Here is an 18,954-nt window from a genome sequence, read left to right on the forward strand (position 1 = left end):
GAACATGAATCTTATTCCATTTTTTTACTGGTTCACTCTTTGTCTTCCTTTCTTTCAATGGTTTGACATATTACAAATCTATCTTTTTTATCTTATCGAAATTCTATCTGCCAAAACTAAGGTCTTATTTTTAGGAATGCCGATACCCGTATCCCTGACAAAAAACTTCAACAGGTTCCCTTTCTGCTCATACTCATACCCGACCGTTATAGACCCGGATTCCGTGAACTTCATGGAATTACTCACCAAATTTGCCAACACCTGTGCCAAACGATGTTTTGCGATGACGATATAACACTGCGGCAATCCTTTGCTACCGATAAACTGCACATTCTTATTTCGGTTCCTCATCCGGGCAGACGTCACGATCTCGTCAATAATATGGTTGACAGAAGTCCTCGATTCGTTAAAGTCGAGCGTTTCTGCATCTATCATTGCCAGGTCGAAAATATCGTTAATTAGTTGCAGCAACAGCGCGTTGTTATTTTCGATAATCCCGATAAACTCCTGCTTTTCCTCTTCCGTCTCAACGTTAATCAACAAATTTGAGAAACCTATGATCGCATTCAGTGGCGTCCGTATTTCATGGCTCATATTCGCCAGGAAAGCGGATTTCAGCCGGTTGGCCTCTTCGGCGGCAGTGAGGGCATCGCGCAGGCTCTGTTCCAGCAGTTTTTGTTCCGTGATAGGCATGAAAACACCGTCGAGGGCAATAACATTCCCTTCGCTGTCGTACTCGACCTCAGCTAACGTCTCTTCCCATGAGACTTCCTTGTCATTATAGATATTCAGGTCGCTCAACTGGTATTCCAGATGTCCCCTGCGTATATCTCCTCTGATTAATCGCCTGAACAACTCCCTCACCTGCTCACGGAAATCGGTATGCACCTGCATCAAAGCCGTTTCCAGTGGGACGTTTTTATCTTCGACCAGCCTCCGGTGTGTCTTTCCGGTCAACGAATCGTATTCGACCACCATCTTTTTTACGGAGAATAAATCATTTTTTATATCATAATACCAGCAAATCATATCAGCCGCTTCTATCGCTATCGACAGCTTATAATTTACCAGTTCCAGATTTTCGCGGTAATTTTTCAGCTTCGTCACATCGACAAAGAACACGTCCACCACATCTTCTTCTTCCGATGAACGAATGATGACTGTATACGAAGCCCCGTTCACCTCATATTCGCCCGTATGCGTTTCTTTTGTAGCCAGTACTTTTTTTGAAACGTCCAGAAACCTGTCCATCGAACCAATCGAGGCTTCTTCAATCTGCTCCCTGTTTTTATGCCGGATATTGAATCCGGGCAATACCTTCTTTTCAAAAGCATTGTTGACATCAATAATAATAAAATCAAGCTGTCCGTCTTTATTCAGGACTTTACTACGCAGATAAGGGATAGGCATATTGTCGAATAAATCACGGTATTTAAGAAGCAATTTATATTCGCGGGTCCGCATCTTCGATTTTATGTACCTGATATAGATGATTGTAAGCAGTGCAACAATGATGGAAGCAAGGAAATAGAGGCTGAATATCAGCAGGTCATAATGTTCGATAAAATTCAATGGCTTTTCCAGCATGGAAGAATTGGCAGAACAAAACGCATCCCCTCCTATTGCCGGAGAAATATTTATCGCAGGGATGCACCCCGCATATATCTTTCCGGTAAAATATTCCAGCAAAATAAATATACCGATGTTGCGCTTCATAATTTTAATTTAGACCCAAGTTATACCCCTCTAATAAATTCATTGTATTTTCTGTTTCATCTTACGTACATATGAAGAATAGTTGAAAAACATTGCTTCACTGTTCCCGCAAAGCTATTGTAATAAATCTATTCTTCAAAGACAATTTGTAAATAAATTCATGAAAATCATTGATTTTTACTGACTATCACAAAAATAGCACATAAAAAACATAATATGGAATATCAAATTCATATCAAAAATGCAGGCGGAAACCTCACAGCCTCCGCCTACCCCCCTTATCAATCCTAACCTCCTATTCAATTTCCGGACGGTCGCCACCGCTACTTCCTCCCGACGATGGCGGGCGGGTAGTTCCGGTGCTCGTCTTTCCTCCCTTGCCTGCCCCGAGGCTGTCGGAGATGACGACACGGTAATGGTCGATACGCGCGTTCCACCATGCGAACAGTTCGGCGTATTTATCATCTCCTTTGACGAGTGCCAGGGCATTCAGTTTTTCCACCAATGCGTTATAAGCCTTCTCGTAGATGGGACGTGTCATTTCGGTACTTCCTTTTCCGCTCTTTTCAGAGTGTTCTTTCGAGCGCTTCGATGTCAGTTCGGCACAAAGGTCGTTTGCTTTTTTAAGTTCGGCTATCCAGCCGTCCAAACCTAAGAGAGTAGCGTCTGCCTTGTATTTATCGGACGCCAGTTCCTGTAAAAAGTTATTGATAAAACTTGTCAGGTCGTCGAACGAACGCCGTTGGGCACCGGTAAAAGTATCAGCCAATACGCTCAGACGCAAAGCGCCGTCTCGCTTATCCTGATCGAAGTGCCTCAATCCGTTTCTTATTTCTATAAGTATGGCAACATGCAGGTTACCACGTTGTTTGTTACCCATAGCCATCTGTTCGGTAATAGAACTTTTGGCAACGTTGACAATGCTATCATCGAACGCCTGCAATTTCGCCTTATAATCGGAAAATATATCAGTTATCTCCAGCGTATCGTCGCCTTTGGCTTCGATAGCTGTTTCTATTTCACGGCCGAACGTCAGACTTTCGTTATTCTTCAATCGTGTTTTTGTTCCAAATGTTTGTATTTTAGTCATAGGTATGTGTTTTTATTCGTTTAGTACCTGGTAAAAATGTTTCCAATATTTTACAATAACATTACGCCCTCGGCGCAATCCCCCGATACTTGTATCGATATAATGACCACCCTTTAAAAAAGTCTCGATACTCATACCGGAGGGATCTTTGTTGTGCCGAAGCCATCCGATACACGTATCGAAGGCTTTTTACTGCCGTACGTGTCTCACGACACATAAACCGGCATATCTAGTATTAATGAAATGCTTGAAAACAAATTTATCTTTATCTCCTTATTTCTATTCCCGCTTCCCCGTTTGTTTATCAACATTCGGAGGATGTTCAGATTGTCTTTGTTTCATTCTTATCAGATTTAGGTAATGGCCCGTCAAGGGGTTGAATTATATTTGTGTTTATATTTATTAACAGCGAAATGACTAGAAAAAACGAACGTTTTTTTCTGTCATTGCAAAGGAAGGAAAAATAATTAAATAAACAAATATTATTTCAAAAAAAAACGAAGAGAATGATTGATTCTCTTGTTATAATGAGTGTTATTTAATCGGATATGATTATTTCTAAAGAAAAACTTAAATGTGACTAGAAAAAACGTTCGATTAATTTAGTCATTCATATTTAACACTTTTCATAATTGTTTTTCAATGGATACAATCATGTTATTCATTTAGGATTTAACATGCTTCAATTGTAAAGATTTCCTATCGGCATATATATTTTTTTATTTATAGAAAATCAATCTTATGAGGATTTCGGTATTGATTGATTTTACAATAAGTTTTCAGTCTTCTTTTTTGAAAAATAGATTCCTTCAAAACGAAATAGCTATCTTTGCATCCAATCAATAAAACTGAGTAGAGAATGGATAAGCAAACGGCCTTTCCTAAAAGACAAATCGTCGATATTGAAACGTGGGAACGGAAAGATAATTTTAATTTCTTCCGGAATTTCCTGAATCCGTGTATCACTATTACCTCCGAAGTGGAATGCACTGTGGCAAAAGAGAAAGCGAAAAAGAACGGGCAGTCCTTCTTTATACATTATTTATACGCCATCTTGCGGGCGGCAAACGAGATTAAGGAGTTGCGCTTCAGAGTGGATGACGAAGGGCAGGTGATGTATTTCGAGACTGTCGATGTCTTATGCCCCATCCGGATGAAGGAGAATGGGAAATTCTATACGGTCAGGATTCCGTGGATAGCCGGGTTTGAAGACTTCCATCGGGAGGCGCGACGTATCATCGCCTCTATCCCGGAGGACGGAGACCCGTATAATGCCGAAAACCTGTCGTCTGAAGAAAACCGGTATAGTGTTATTCTGGTGAGCGCGACGCCCGACCTTTATTTTACATCGATGACCCATACGCAGGAGCGCGAAAGCGGTAGCAGCTACCCGTTGCTGAACGTGGGAAAAGCGGTAACAAGGGAAGGAAAACTGATTATCCCCGTCGCGATCAACGTGCATCACGGGTTTGTGGATGGGGCACATCTGGCGACGTTCTATCAGAAGGTGGAAAAATATCTGGGATAGTATCCCCTCCCCTCTCGAGAGGGGGCAGGGGGTGTGTTATAGTTTACTACAACCCATATTCCTCAATCTTCCTATACAGCGTAGTCAACCCGATCCCCAGCAGGCGGGAAGTTTCGGTTTTATTCCCGTTCGTATATTTCAGGACTTTCTGTATATGCATTTTTTCAACGCCGCTCAGGTCGAACCCGGCATAAGCATCGTTTGCCGAGGCATTGGGTTGCTGAATGTTCAGGGGCAACGAATCCGGCGTCAGCACATCGCCATCCGCAATAATCAGGCTGCGTTCCACCATATTCCGGAGTTCGCGGACGTTTCCTTTCCAGGTGTATTTTTTCAGCAGGTTGATATAATCGGGCGAAATCGTCTTGATTTCCTTGCCCATCTTTGCCGACAAAGCCGTAACGAACGCCTTTACATGCAACGGAATATCCTCCGACCGTTCCCGTAACGGCGGCAGATGTATCTGGAAGACGGAAAGGCGGTAAAACAAATCTTCGCGGAAATGTCCCTCGGCAATCTCTTTGGAAAGGTCGCGGTTGGTGGCGGCGATGACGCGGACGTTCACCTTTACCGGACGTGTATCGCCAATCTTGATAAACTCGCCGGTTTCCAGGATACGCAACAGCTTGGCTTGCAGGTCGAAAGCCATTTCACCGATTTCGTCGAGGAAGATAGTACCGTTGTCGGCCTCCTCGAAAAGTCCTTTCGTCTCCTTCAAAGCACCCGTGAAAGCGCCGGCTTTATGGCCGAACATCTCGCTCTCCAGCAGGTCGCGGCTGAAAGAAGAGCAGTTGATAGCCACAAAGGCTTTTCCGCTACGCGAACTGTGTTGGTGGATGGACTGGGCGAAGACTTCCTTTCCGGTGCCTGTCTCGCCTGTCAGCAGCACGGGGACATCGGTTTGCGCCACCTTGCGGGCCAGGGCGATCGCCTCCTGTATGGCGGGCGATTTGCCGACGATGGTGTCGAACGAATATTGCCGGCCGACCGGCGAAGCGGCAGCTTTCTCCTGACGGTAGGCGGTGGTGGCCTTCTCCATAGCCTTGGCGATCAGGGGGAGGATTTTATTGTTGTCGTCGCCTTTGGTAATATAATCGAAAGCACCGTTCTTGATGGCTTGCACGCCGTCGGGGATATTGCCGTGGGCGGTCAGCAGGATGACTTCGGAATGGGGGCGCAGCTTCTTTAGTTCGCGTACAAGTTCAACGCCGCTGCCGTCGGGCAGGCAGACGTCGCACAGGATGACTTCGGGGGTCTGCTGTTCCAGTTGTTTCAGACCTGCCCGGCAGGTGGACGCCTGGAACACATCGTAACCTTCAAGTCCGATGATACGTGAGAGTAAACCTAAAATCTGCTTTTCGTCGTCAATAATCAGTACTTTTCCCATACATTCAACAATTCTGTAACGCAGGCAAATGTACGATGATTATTTTTTCCGGCAAGGGGATGCGGGGCAATATGCTGAATTTTATAGCATGCTGATAAGGGCCTGCTTGTTCAGTACCTTCACCTTGTTACGCGAGATGCGGATAAAACCGCTGTCTACGAGCTTATTGATTTCTTTGGAAAGGGCGGGCCGCGTGACGCCGAAATACTCGGCAAGCTGCACCTGATTGTGCTCCATATCGACCGTGTCTTCGCCCTCTTTCAGATGGTCTATCAGATAATAAATGTAACGGCTGCGGATGCCGCGGAAAGAGAGGACACGCAGGCGGGTCATGGTGCATTTGTTGCAACTGGTGCTGACGCAAAGGAAGTTATGAAGGAGCACGGGCATCGAATGCATCATCTTAAAGAATGAATCTTTGGAAATCTTCATCAGGACGACATCTTCCTCGACCGAGAAGGTGGCGGGGAACTGGTTCTTTTCGGCAAAAACATGCGGAGTGGCAAAGGTGCGCGGGGCTTTGATGACCTCTACCCTGACTTCGCCTCCCGAGACGTCGACTACGTCTACGTTCAGTTTACCTTCGAGCAGAACGTGTATGGCCTGGCACGGCGAACCCTGGTGGATAATCGTTTTTCCTTTCGGATGGTTCTCTAGTGTGTATTCCAGATTCTCCAGGAAGTCTTCCTGCATCTTCTGCGTGAAATTCCGGAACAACGGTATTTGAAAGATATCGGTTATATTCATTCAGCATCGATTTAGTGTCGGAAATATTTCTTACAAAGATAAGAACATTTCCGACACCTGCAAGTTACCACTTGGCAATAAATATTCTCGGATTAATGTTGATCGACAACCATCCCCAGTCTTGCCAACTATCTTTACTGCCTCCCTTGACGGCTTCCATCGTCGATGTTCCGAGCATCGTGGAGTAGCCGGCGGAGAGTTTCACGTCTTTCATAATCTGCCAGTCCACCTGGAGGTCGAGTTCGGAACCCAGTCCGCGGTCGAGGTCCTTTCCCTTAACCGTCACGTCGCTTGTGGTGGAGAAATAATGGTAGGCGAGCGACAGGTCGACTTTTTTCGACGGTTTGAAGGCGAGCTTCACCTGGTTGTCCCAAAGTCCCGGATTGAAACCGTTCTGGAAGGGAGTGGCATAATAATAATCCATCGCACCGTAGAATTTGTGATGGGTTCCGTATAACGGATCGAAGGCCGTGTATTTGGCATCCGGACCGTCCGTATTGTCCGCACCACTCAGGTAATCGCTGCCGAGGGCAACGCTCCATTGCGAATTGATTTTATAGGCGGCATTCAAGGCCCAGAGGAAAGCGGAGACTTCACGTTTCTTGGCATTCTTGCCGGACTGGTAATAAAAGGTACCGCCAAAGGTCCAGTTGCCCGGCTGGTAATACAGGTTTGTTCCCATCGTTTGCATGAACTGGGTGTCGGAAACCTTTTCTGTCTGGTCGCCGCCTTCCAGTCCGAGGTTCATGAATAGGAAAGAGGCTTTAAATTTCTTGCTGCCGATATGCTGATACCAAAGGGTTTGCATGTTCTTGTAAGGTTGCGCGCCCTCGGCGTAGAAGGTGCCGCCTATTTTAGTTTCGTCGTTCTGGTTAAAGGCGAGGATGAGATGAAGTTTGTTCTGTTTGTTCTCATAACCCAGTTTCAGGGCGTCGTGATAACGGCCAGCGATGTTCCAGTCCAGTCCGCCGAGGATGCGTTCATCGTCGTAGATGAGCGACTGGCGTCCGAGCTTGGCAAAGAGGCCGTATCCGAAGTCGAGTTGTGCCCAGGCCTCGTTCAGGATGAAACGGCCGTTCTTGTCGATCTGCGGATCCTGTCCCCAGACGCCTACGTGCTGTGCGGAAAGACCGATCGACAGGTTCTGCCGCTCGTAATTCATGGAAAGGCGGGCACGGTTATTGATGAAGCCGGCCGGCTCCTGCCCTTCGCTACGGGGATTTAAAACTCCGTTCCTGTACTCTGCACGCGGACGTATCTGCGCACTCATCGAGAATGTATTCTCTTTATCTTTGGATGTTTCATTCTCGTCTGCTTTCATCCACATCGAGCTTACCAACAGAAGCCCGGAAAAAACAATCACCCGTTTCTTCATTTTTGTTTACGATTTAAGTTGATATTTCTTTTTATTTGTTATTCCATATTGTAAACGTGTACGCTGTTGCCTTGTGCCGAAGGCAGATAATTCACGCCGAACCAGCAAACTTGCAGCAAGATAAAAGCGAACACCAGTATTCCAAGGGCCGCCCTGTACTGTTTGTTCTTCTGAAACCGGAAGTGTATATACAGCAGATTGCCCAGCCAGGTCGCTGCTGCCCAGGTCTCTTTCGGGTCCCAGCTCCAGTAATGCCCCCAAGCTTCTTTCGCCCAGAGCGCCCCGAAAAGCATGCCGATAGTCAGGAAAGCAGTTCCCACATAGACTAGGTTATCGCAGAGATTCATTACACCCGGCTCAATCGCTGTCTTTCGCGACCGGACCAGCAGATAGACGGCCACCACGGCCCCCGCTCCCAGCATCGCATAGGCAAACATATAAACAATCACATGCGGTGCAAACCAGGGACTTTGCAAGGCGGGCATCAGCGTCTTATTATGTATCTCCGGCTTAAACAGGTTGATACAAATAAACACCAGCGACATGACCGTACTGAAAGACAAGATCCATTTATAGCGCCAGCGGATATAAGTAATGATTCCGGCAACCGGCAGGAAGAAGGAATACCACAGGCGGGTCTCCCCCATCGTCCGCAACGGCGGTCGTTCCAACGACACCCACATCCCGACGATGAAAGCCATAAAGATAGCCAGGCCGGCAACCGTCCACAAAACCACCTGCAACGACTTGCCAGGCCGGTAAGCCGCCATTGCTCCCACGCCCCAGCAAAACACGGCCGGCAAAGCGAAATATATCAAATGATTCCATTCCATACGTTATACTGTTTTTGTGTCATTAACGGCCGCCTGTTCCGGCTTGTTCCCGGGTGCCAGAATGAAGAGGCAGACGGAACCGAGCAACATCATCAGAATGCCGGTATATACCAACGGAAGCCACGGGTCTTTCACCAACTCGAAGATGCTCAGGCGGCTCCATTTCCCTTTTGTTTCGTCGTAGCTTAGCTGGTAAATCTTCCAGCCGCCCATGCTTAGAGGCTTGTTCACTTCAATCAATGCTTCGGCCTGCTCCTTTTCCTTCGTATACACCAAGACCTCGGAGGCGAAGCGTTTCGGTTCGCGTTCCGGCATGACCAGGCTCACCTCCTCATTCAGTTGCAGGGATACGTACGGGAACATGAAGCTGCCGCAACTCACCCAACCGCTTTTTTCGACACCGCTTGCCTTGTTGCGGGCGGTTACGTATAAGGCGGTTGTCGCCCCTTCGGAATGAAAGGCGACAAAGTTGACCGTATCCTTTCCGGGGACACAGGCGGCCATCGGCAACAGGTCGGTTACTTCTATCTCCCAATCCAACAGACTGCCGGACAAAGGAGTCGATTCGACCAGGATGTTTTCAGGATTCTTTTTGGGCAACGCTTTACCGTCCGCATTATCGATAACCAGCAGCTTCGGAGGATACTCGTCGATTGTAAATGATTTCAGTTCGATGGCTAAAGGCAGTTCCTGCATTTCTCCGGCTTCGTCGGTTGCCCGCCATTCCGGTTCACCTTGCGGAACCGTCATCCGCAGACGTTGCAAGTCACCATTTCCTAAAATGGCTGCCAGCAACGTAATGAATAATCCGGCATGATTCAGGATGAAAGGAACATCTTTCCATTTAAAACGGCTTATCTTCCGAATCGTCACCAACCCCAATACGGAGAGAAAATAAAGGAACAGCAGCATGAAAGGCCACGAGACCGTCATTTGCATGAAACCTAACCCGGACAGTAGTCCTCCGTGAGTAACCGTTGCAGAGGGAGCCACTTGTCGGGTCAGTCCCATGATGATAACCAAAACCATCCAGGCCGTTAAAGAGGTAATACTCGCCGTCAGGCTGTAAAACCACTGCAAGGCAGCAGCTTTACGGCTCGCGGCATATACCATTATCAAGAAAAACAGGAACACTCCTCCTGCTATAGCGTTCAGGGGATACTGGAAAAGAGTCGCGTCCACCTTCCCGGTTGTCATTTGCAAAATGACTCCGGTAATGAACAGGCCGATGCTTATCGCCCATCCTTCTGCATATCCCCAGGGTTGCTTCCACATAATCAAATCTTTTCAGCCAGACGTTTGTTTGCTTTCGCTTCCTTAATCCATTCCGGAACGACAGTGTTCAGGAATTTCTCTTTTGCCTGACGTTCGGCAGCCATATCCAGACCGATATATTGCTGTGCTTTTTCTTTTGTCGAGATATCCGGCATCGGAACATCATCGGTATAACCCAATTTAGCTAATACTTTGGATACAGCCAGACGTGCCTGCATGGTCCTGTCGAGGCCGTTACCCAGGATACGCTGTATTTCCTGCGGTGCATGGAATGCTCCGCCATGGGAAGCAACACCGAAATCCCAACGCCATTGTGCCTGACGGAGCAGTTTCAATACCGGAGCCATCTGGTCTTCCGTTGCGCCTTTATCCCAGGCAAACTTTGCTTCGATATGTGCTTTTGCCAGTTCGGCTTCCAGACGGTTACGCATTTCGTTTGCCTTGTTCTGACGTTCGTAAACATTATTACGCAAAGTTTCTTCGCTTTCACGGTGGCAAACCTGGCAGGTACGGTCAATCATTGCCAACGGGCTCATGATATGGTGGTCACTGTATTTCACGCCGCCTTCGCTCTTGTAAGGCATATGGCAATCGGCACACGACACGCCACGCTGTGCATGGATACCCATCATCGACAATTCATAATCCGGATGCTGTGCTTTCAGAATCGGTGTACGGCTCAGTTTATGCGTATAGTCTGCGAAACCTTCTTCGTCATAATAAGCCTCCATGTCTTCAACAGTAAAGCCTTTATCCCAGGGGAAAGTCAGATACTTTCCGTCACCCTTAAAATAATATTCCACATGGCACTGCGCACAAACCAAGGAACGCATTTCCTGCTGGGTAGCCTTGGTGATGTCGCGTCCCTGGCGCTGGAATGCTTCAATCAGGGCCGGACGGCTGATATGCAGGTTCATATTCTCCGGTTCATGGCAATCGGCACAACCGATAGGATTCATAATCTCCGTTCCCATTGCCGCCCATTTGCTCTTATAGAAATTATCTACTCCTATCGCCTGCATCATACGGGGAACGTCCGGACTCTTACAGGTCCAGCAAGTTGCCGGCTGCGGACCTTCATCGGGTGTCATCGGAGCACCGACACGCAAGGTATGACGCATATCGTCAATCGCATGCATATGACCGCGTGGAGTCGAGTAATCTTTAGAAAAAGCATATCCGGCCCAAAGAATAACCATTTCGGGACGGGCTGCCAGCACATCGACCATCTGGTTTCCGTTATACTTGCTTTGAAAACTGGTATCCATCGTCTGCGTCCAGGTTTCATATTCCCGCGGATAGTTTGGGGCAAATTTTTCGTTTACCGACTCAATGCCGGTAATCTCGACTTTCTTGTTATTCATCACACTGGCAATCTCGGCCCTCCGTTCATTAATCGAGGCAGCGAGTACGCCCAATACGAAAACAACGGCCATTGTCCCGCCGAACAATAACCAGCCTTGCCATGATTTAAGTTTCTTTTCCATATTCGTTGATTTTTATTTATTCGTTTTATTTAAGCATATCTTTCAGCCATTGCGGCGTATTGGTTTTCGGATAAGGCACAATGGCCGAAGGAGTGGACGAGAGGCTGTTGGAACCTCCGTGCGGAACATCGCGGTGGCAGTCCCAACAGGCTTTTCCTTCACCCGCCATCGCCATATTGTGGTCGATACGTCCGGTGTTTACAAATTCGGTATTCAGTTGCGTGTGGCAACGGACACAGTTGTTCATGATTACTTCAGCGCTTTCGTCGATTGCCTGTATTACCTGCGGTTCGCCGCGCATCATAAAGACAGCGGCATGTCGCATACCGTCCATTCCTTTGAAAAACCATTTCTTTGCGGCGTTTTCGTGCGGCACATGACAATCGTTACAAGTAGCGTTCCGGCTATGCGAACTGTGACTCCAGGTAGCATAATAAGGCCCCATGATATGACAGTTCACACAGGTCGACGGCTCATCAGACAAGTAACTCCAGGCCCTCGATACATAAAATGTATAAAAACCTAAACCACAAATCGCTCCGCTCGCGACAATGGCAAATAATTTCCATCGTCTGGAAGGAAGAATCGCGTTTATTATCTCTTTTATCTTCATACAGCCTTAATTAAAGTTTAATTCTTGACAAATATCTTAAATCGAGTACAGGTAAAGTGTAATAAATATTACATTGCGCGAAAATTATCCAACAAATGAGAAAAGTTTTATTCATGGCAGTCTCCGCACTGCTGATCTGCACCTCGTGTGTAACGAAGAAAAAATACCTGGAAGCCGAGAATGGGCGGCTCGAAGCCATCGGCCGCGGCAATGCTTTACAGGAACAACTGGTCGATTGCAAAGATGCCGGTGACAAACTGAACGAGCGCCTCGCCGCCCTTCAGCGGGACACGGCAAAGATGGGCAGCAACATCCGCAACTATCAGACGATGCTGAATTCGAACATGACGCAACAGGAAAAGTTAAACTCCCTCCTCAGCCAGAAAATGGAAGAGTTGAACGAGCGGGAACGGACGATTAACGAATTGCAGGATATGATTAATGCCCAGAACGAAAAAGTTCAAAAGCTGTTAAGCAGCGTAAAGGATGCCTTATTAGGTTTCAGCAGCGAAGAACTGACTGTTACGGAGAAAGACGGCAAAGTATATGTCGCCATGTCGGATAAGTTATTGTTCGAATCAGGAAGCGCCCGGGTGGATAAACGAGGAAAAGAGGCATTGGCTAAACTGGCGGAAGTCCTCAATAAGCAGTCGGATATAGATGTATATATCGAAGGCCATACCGACAGCAAACCGATTAACACGGCACAGTTCAAAGACAACTGGGATCTGAGTGTAATCCGTGCAACTTCGGTTGTCCGTATCCTGACAAAAGATTACGGCGTGAATCCGTTGCAAATACAACCTTCCGGACGTGGAGAATATATGCCGGTAGCAGACAACGAGTCGGCTGAAGGCCGCAGCAAGAACCGCCGGACAGAGATCATTATGGCACCGAAGCTGGATAAATTATATCAGATGCTACAATAACCTATAATAGCGGGAATGTACAAAAGTCGCTATCCTGTCATCCCGGGCTTGACCCGGGATCGTATACTACGTTGATATGCACCATTTAGTATGAGTTGGCGGATCAAGTCCGCCATGACAAAACGGACTTTTGCAACAGTCCAGCTATTCTATTGACCTATAGTGGGTTTTTAATCGAAAAAAAGCTCCACTCCAAATCAAAGGGAGAACATGGGTACCAGATATCTTGTTTCTCTCCTCCTACTTCCTGAAAAATATGAATAAGACAGGTAGATGTTTTTAGGTATTTATCTCCATTTTCTTCCAACAGGCTTATCTGATAAGTTCCTTTGTTTTCAAGTTCTCTGGTTGAATATCCTAAATCCACAACATTCTTGAATACCAATCTTTCTTCGTTATCCTTCATTCCTACCGAAGCTTCATAGATATAATACAAATAAGATTTATCAAACCCTGATTCCTTTGCTACATTTCCAGGAAGCGCACCTTTGCACACGTCAAGAGCTTCACAACGCGTAAACCCTTTGACAGCCACACTGTCATAATCATCAAATGTAAACCAGGTTATCTCCGGTTCTGATAAATAGATTTTTTTATCATAATGGAACTTTGTCTTTGAACAGGAGAGTAAAGCAAAGACAACTAACAGACTATAAATAAACGACAGATTCTTCATAATTCCTTAATTTAATATTAAATACCAGTCTTTTCATTCGTAAAACAAACTATTTATCCTCTTTCGATTTTACATCTATATCTTTAAAGGAAAAACAATGCCACTCCAAATCGAAAGGGGAACACGGATACCAGATATCCATCTTTTTACCATCCTTTTCCTGGGAAATATAGATTAGATAAGTGTTCATGACAAATGAATCATCAAGACTGTCATAATCTTTTACAATATTGGAAACCCCAATATAATCCATATCCGGAAAAGAATATCCCAATTTAGTATTTTGATCAGCATACATAATAATAAAATCCTCCTCATTCATCTTAAATTCAGCAGTAACCGCGCAGATATAATAAACATAAGATTTATCATATCCCGAATCCCTCACAACACTATCAGGCAGCATACCTTTATGTTCATCCCCGATAGTCCAGCTATTAAATCCCTTCACTACGATACTGTCCCCTTTCTCTACAGGATACCGGTTCACTTCCGGCTCCGACAAATACAAATAAACCTGGCCGTTAAAACCAATCTCAGTCTTAGAACACGACATCAAGGTCAACATCAATAATAGATAAAACACAAACATTCGATTTCTCATATCATTCTCACATTTTAAATACTTCTATCCATTAAACGCCAGCCTTTGTTTCATATTGCGTGAGTGATAATCAATAAATTATTATATGAGGCAGTGATAATAAAATATAAAAAAGACTCCCCCCTAATATTATTTATCATTAAATATTTATCATCTACTATCATACTATCATTATTTGATATAAATACATAGTTATCAACACTCTATCTTATGACAGTAGGTGCTTTTAACTATCATATATCTATCATACAACTATCATACCCGCTTAAAAAGTAAGATAGGAAACGTCTTCTTTTGGATAAATATATAGCTAAAAATCAACAACATAGTAACATATATTGTTTGACACCCGGGTCTTGACACCTTCGACACCCGGGTGTTCGCATCGTCAGGATGGGGATGTAAAACAGGGTAAGATGGGCATCCCGGCAACAAAAAGTCTGCATTCGGGCGAAATTAAGTCATTGTTTTGGGATAAAAAAGTAGTAGACTAACGAATTATGAGAGACAGCATGTAACCGGGCAGTCATCTTTTTAAGGTCAAAAAGATGGCTGCTTAGTTAAAATAGAGTTAAAATGATGGTTGTATGATAGATAAATGATAGTTAAAAACACCTACTATCATAGATTAGAATGCTTATAATCACACATTTATATCAACCAGTGATAGTATGATAGTAGAATTAAAGATAATTCTACTTCTTACATCTTATTGCAAAATACAGAATATACAGAAATGCAATCAACGGCACAAAGAATCCGATTGCCATATTGTTTTCCCCGATATATCCCATCAGCATCGGGCTGAAAGCGCCACCGGCCACTCCCATCACGATATAGGAAGATGTCTTTTTGGTATAAGCGCCCATCCCTTCCAGACCTAACGCAAAGATTGTCGGAAACATGATGGACATGAAGAAGAATGAAATATACAACGCATACAAAGATATCGTTCCGGCAGAAACAATTACCAACGCCATACAGATGGCATCTGCCAATGCAAACCAGGTCAGCAATTTCCCCGGAGCCATCCATTTCATCGTAAAACTTCCGGAAAGGCGGCCAATCATAAATAAAGCCATTCCGCCAAACGCAAGTATCCGCGAGGCTTCGATATTCGTCATCTGCGGGTCGAGTTCCGTGACATAATTAATAAAGAAACTAAAGATTCCGGTTTGCGCCGCACAATAACAGAACTGCGCTATCACCGCCCGTACAAACTGCTCGTGCCTCCACATCGAAGTGGAGGGGAGTTTTGTATCAAGTCTATTTTCCTTCTGTTCCTCTACCTTTATCTCCGGCAAACGAGTGAAAAAGAAAAGGATAGCTACCAATAAAACAATACCGCCCACAAGAATATAAGGTTTCGTCAGGGTAAACGGGTCATCCTGCGCACCTCCGAAGATTAAAGCTCCGCCAACCAGCGGACCAAGTATCCAACCCAACCCGTTAAACGATTGCGACAAATTCAGACGCTGCGCACCCGACTCCGTCGGTCCCAAAATAGTCGAATAAGGATTGGCAGCCGTCTCAAGAATACACAACCCGCAGGCAATGATAAATAAAGCGACCAGAAAAGGAGTCGCAGAATGCAAAAAGGCAGCAGGGATAAAAGCGAAAGCCCCGGCAGCAAAAAGTAACAAGCCCAGAATAATACCTTTCTTATAACCGTAACGTTTCATAAACATTCCGGCAGGCAACGCCATCAGGAAATAAGCGATATAAGTGGAAAACTGCACCAGGCCGCTCTCCGCCTTCGTCATCGTGAAAGCGCCCTGGAAATGTTTGTTCAGTACATCCAGTAAACCATGCGCAAATCCCCACAACAGGAACAGGCTGGTGATAAGTATGAATGGAATGAGATATGATTTTCCATTGGGGGCGGCAAATAAGCTTTGTTTGTTTTTCTTTTCCATCAGATTCTTTTGATTCGGGTAATTGAATATACAGTCCATCAATTGCCATTTCTCCGCCGATATGGCGCCGGAAATGACTTAACAGATTGCAAAGGTAATTCTTTTCTGCCAATAAACTATGTATAATCAGGACCTCGCAGATATTGGAGGTCCTGACCGGTTATTTCTTTTTCAGATAATAATTCGGATTAAAGTAGGAAATCCGGTAAGCAGAGTCCGGAGCGTTACGGTATAAATTGATCGTATTAAAAACCAACTTTGCCGAATCCATATCGAACTCAAGTAAAACAGGGAACATCGTTTCAGGAATAGAATCATAAGGAGTCAACCCGGCTTTTGCCAACTGGTTGTTCCAGAATGTCGTCAAATTCTCCTGATAGATAGTATCTCCTTTATGGTTGAATAGATAAAAAGTATCCCGTTCTGTCGTTGTCCACATTTTACCTGGATTTTTATATCCGGCAACCGGCATTAAAAACTGATAACCCGAAATATCCAAAGGCTCTCCGTTATCAATCTCAAGATAAGCCTGATAGTCAGAGTTCTTATCTTTCGGAGGGTAATTATCCCGTCCGGTTTGCGAAATCCGTTCAATATCTTTTGCCGTGATTCCGGGTATATAAGTAACCACCGACAAGAAGACGATCGCCAGGCAGGAAGCATACAGATATCGGCCGGACTGTTTGGTAAAGAATAAAACGGCCAGACAAGTCAGTATCAACCCGACTACAACCAGATAAACACGCGGCTCTGTAAATCCGTACTCGTTGATACGATAACAAGCACCCACCCAATACATCGCCAAAGCGGGCAATACGGCAAAACTGGCCTGTTTATAAAACCAATCATAATATCTCTTCGTCAGAAAGACCTGGCAACCTTTCAGAATAAAAGTGACAGAAACAAAACTGACAACGATATAAGCCACCGCCCCTTTCGGCAATGACCAAAGAACCGCTACCTTAATAAAATAAAGATACAGAATGACCGCATAGATCAGCAAAGCCGGCGAAAGCACATAATTCAGCAACACTTCAAACAGCCTGTTACGGCTCTCCTCCTTTTCCTCCCTTTCTTGATTGAACATGAGGAACAACAAAGGCATCCCGCACATAAACAGAAGGTAAGCCGAGTCGGTATAGAAACTCCTGTAACTGTTTTCCCATATCTCAAAGATATATTGTATGGATGTAAAGATCGAGATTGCCAGCAGATAAGCTATTCCCGCCAGTAATCCGGCAGACAATAAAGACTTCACATAACGCAACCCGACACGCACAAACTCATCATTATCACGTTTCCAGCCGCTAACCAGATAGAGGAGTTGCACTACAATCAATGAAACCAGATAGGTCGGTTCCCATATCTCATCCTTGTCCAGCCACAAAAAAGGAATAAAAAAGAAAGCCGATAAAAAATACAGCGGCCGTAGTTTGTGTTGTACGGTCAGTCCGTTCAATATATAGGTTATCAGGAACAAGACCGGAAAATAAGCCAGCGGCGCCGCCAGAAAAGAATATCCGAATCCATACTCGAAATAGACACATCCTGCCAGACTGAAAACGACTGACAACACAACTTCCACCGGATGTTTCCTGACAGCCAGTTTCAACCAGTTTATGAGAAACTCTATTTTCTTTTTCATATTGATTCAACGTTTATTAGATAGAAACGAAGATAAGAACTTCTTATTACATAAAAACGATGAGAGACGAAATAAATAAACACATATTAGAACAAATCCCATAACTGTTTGTTTTATTAATAAAATCAATAAACGTATTATAAAACATACAGCTATGACTTTAAGTAGAAAATTATCCGATGCTCTGAACGAGCAGATACAGGCAGAGATGTGGTCTTCCAATCTCTATCTGTCCATGTACATTCATTTTGCTCAAATAGGTTTGGACGGTTGCGCCCATTGGATGAAAAAACAATCGGAAGAAGAACTCGATCATGCCTATAAAATGATTGATTATTCTGTAAAACGTGGCGGACAGGTGAAACTGGAACAGATCAATGTTGTTCCGACAGCTTTCGGCACACCGCTGGAAGTATTCGAACATGTTTACCAGCATGAGGTTCATGTTTCCGAGTTGATCGACAAACTGGTAGATATCGCACATGCAGAAAACGACAAGGCGACACAAGATTTCCTTTGGGGTTTTGTACGTGAACAAGTGGAAGAAGAAGCAACCGCCAAAAACATCGTTGAAAAACTAAAACTCTACGGTGAACATCATGTGGCAATCATGGATCATCATTTGGGTAAGAGATAATTGGTTCAGATATTATCAGATGTGAATGTTGTGTCGTTGGTAGGGGCGGTTCGCGAACCGCCTTTACGGTGTCAATATAAGCCTGTAAGGCTTTAACAAACCAGCCCAGGGTTCCAACCCTGGGTTTATGAAAACCCGCTCCTATTCCTCCGCCCTGTAAGGGCGGGACAAGCTAAATATCAACCCTTTTCGTCTTGTCGCACCCCTACAGGGTGCCTCAGAAAGAGAAGGATTCAAGGGTACCCAGGGTTAGAACCCTGGGCTAGTTTGTTACAGGCCTACAGCCTGAAGGCACCGTCACTAATTGGTTCATCCTATAATTAGCGGATAACTCTTTTCTATTTTATCGAAATCCTATGCGCCAAAACTAAGGTATTCTTATGTTTTTAGCAAAAATTTTCCGATAAAATAGGAGAATAAAATTCATCCCTTTTGATAACGGCGAACATTCTCGCCACAAGTTTTGCCCGTAAAGCATTGATAATGGTCATTTTGT

At 45.0% G+C, this 18,954-nt stretch carries 16 protein-coding genes; 3 read left to right on the top strand and 13 right to left on the bottom strand.

The window, feature by feature from the left end; all coding sequences use genetic code 11:
- Positions 1-87 precede the first annotated feature (87 nt).
- Positions 88-1,716 (bottom strand): PAS domain-containing sensor histidine kinase, encoded by a 1,629-nt coding sequence (locus tag NBH15_RS27495; RefSeq protein WP_250824071.1) that lies wholly within the window; start codon positions 1,714-1,716, stop codon positions 88-90.
- 295 nt (positions 1,717-2,011) lie between these two features.
- The gene (locus NBH15_RS27500; protein ID WP_128135505.1) at positions 2,012-2,806 is read right to left on the bottom strand and encodes a DUF6261 family protein; all 795 of its coding nucleotides are present in this window, start codon (positions 2,804-2,806) and stop codon (positions 2,012-2,014) included.
- Between the two features lie 859 nt (positions 2,807-3,665).
- Here NBH15_RS27500 and NBH15_RS27505 point away from each other — a divergent pair.
- The gene (locus NBH15_RS27505; RefSeq protein ID WP_128135504.1) at positions 3,666-4,334 is read left to right on the top strand and encodes a chloramphenicol acetyltransferase; all 669 of its coding nucleotides are present in this window, start codon (positions 3,666-3,668) and stop codon (positions 4,332-4,334) included.
- 46 nt (positions 4,335-4,380) lie between these two features.
- On the opposite strand, the gene NBH15_RS27510 is transcribed toward NBH15_RS27505, so the two are convergent.
- From NBH15_RS27510 to nrfH, 7 genes are all read right to left on the bottom strand, one after another.
- Positions 4,381-5,721: a sigma-54-dependent transcriptional regulator gene (locus NBH15_RS27510; protein ID WP_250824072.1), complete on the bottom strand. Its 1,341-nt coding sequence runs from the start codon at positions 5,719-5,721 to the stop codon at positions 4,381-4,383.
- Positions 5,722-5,802: 81 nt separating this feature from the next.
- Entirely contained in the window at positions 5,803-6,468 is a 666-nt protein-coding gene (locus tag NBH15_RS27515; RefSeq protein ID WP_007659441.1) for a Crp/Fnr family transcriptional regulator, read from the bottom strand.
- Positions 6,469-6,532: 64 nt separating this feature from the next.
- On the bottom strand, positions 6,533-7,843 hold the full coding sequence (locus tag NBH15_RS27520) for an alginate export family protein (RefSeq protein ID WP_128135502.1): 1,311 nt from the start codon (positions 7,841-7,843) through the stop codon (positions 6,533-6,535).
- A gap of 38 nt (positions 7,844-7,881) precedes the next feature.
- Positions 7,882-8,676, bottom strand: coding sequence for a cytochrome c biogenesis protein CcsA (gene ccsA, locus NBH15_RS27525; protein ID WP_128135501.1), 795 nt, complete (start codon positions 8,674-8,676; stop codon positions 7,882-7,884).
- A gap of 3 nt (positions 8,677-8,679) precedes the next feature.
- Positions 8,680-9,951, bottom strand: a complete 1,272-nt coding sequence (locus NBH15_RS27530; RefSeq protein WP_128135500.1) for a cytochrome c biogenesis ResB family protein — start codon at positions 9,949-9,951, stop codon at positions 8,680-8,682.
- A 2-nt stretch (positions 9,952-9,953) separates the two neighbouring features.
- Positions 9,954-11,438: an ammonia-forming cytochrome c nitrite reductase gene (gene nrfA, locus NBH15_RS27535; RefSeq protein ID WP_128135499.1), complete on the bottom strand. Its 1,485-nt coding sequence runs from the start codon at positions 11,436-11,438 to the stop codon at positions 9,954-9,956.
- 25 nt (positions 11,439-11,463) lie between these two features.
- Complete coding sequence (gene nrfH / locus NBH15_RS27540; RefSeq protein ID WP_010800218.1) at positions 11,464-12,051, bottom strand: cytochrome c nitrite reductase small subunit; 588 nt, start codon at positions 12,049-12,051, stop codon at positions 11,464-11,466.
- A 95-nt stretch (positions 12,052-12,146) separates the two neighbouring features.
- Between nrfH and NBH15_RS27545 the strand changes: the two genes are divergently transcribed.
- Positions 12,147-12,980, top strand: coding sequence for an OmpA family protein (locus NBH15_RS27545; protein ID WP_007659432.1), 834 nt, complete (start codon positions 12,147-12,149; stop codon positions 12,978-12,980).
- 157 nt (positions 12,981-13,137) lie between these two features.
- Here NBH15_RS27545 and NBH15_RS27550 read toward each other — a convergent pair whose 3' ends face one another.
- The 4 genes from NBH15_RS27550 to NBH15_RS27565 form a co-directional block, all read right to left on the bottom strand.
- The gene (locus NBH15_RS27550; protein ID WP_250824073.1) at positions 13,138-13,656 is read right to left on the bottom strand and encodes a hypothetical protein; all 519 of its coding nucleotides are present in this window, start codon (positions 13,654-13,656) and stop codon (positions 13,138-13,140) included.
- Positions 13,657-13,705: 49 nt separating this feature from the next.
- The gene (locus tag NBH15_RS27555; protein WP_128135496.1) at positions 13,706-14,260 is read right to left on the bottom strand and encodes a hypothetical protein; all 555 of its coding nucleotides are present in this window, start codon (positions 14,258-14,260) and stop codon (positions 13,706-13,708) included.
- 695 nt (positions 14,261-14,955) lie between these two features.
- A complete protein-coding gene (locus tag NBH15_RS27560; RefSeq protein ID WP_250824076.1) occupies positions 14,956-16,176 on the bottom strand; it encodes a sugar MFS transporter in 1,221 nt (406 codons plus the stop codon).
- 160 nt (positions 16,177-16,336) lie between these two features.
- A complete protein-coding gene (locus NBH15_RS27565; RefSeq protein WP_250824074.1) occupies positions 16,337-17,821 on the bottom strand; it encodes a DUF4153 domain-containing protein in 1,485 nt (494 codons plus the stop codon).
- 154 nt (positions 17,822-17,975) lie between these two features.
- Here NBH15_RS27565 and NBH15_RS27570 point away from each other — a divergent pair, with 154 nt between their 5' ends.
- Entirely contained in the window at positions 17,976-18,458 is a 483-nt protein-coding gene (locus NBH15_RS27570) for a ferritin (protein ID WP_250824075.1), read from the top strand.
- The last annotated feature ends 496 nt before the right edge of the window (positions 18,459-18,954 follow it).

It is taken from the genome of Parabacteroides caeci, assembly GCF_023656795.1.
In the GTDB taxonomy this organism is placed as follows: domain Bacteria; phylum Bacteroidota; class Bacteroidia; order Bacteroidales; family Tannerellaceae; genus Parabacteroides; species Parabacteroides segnis.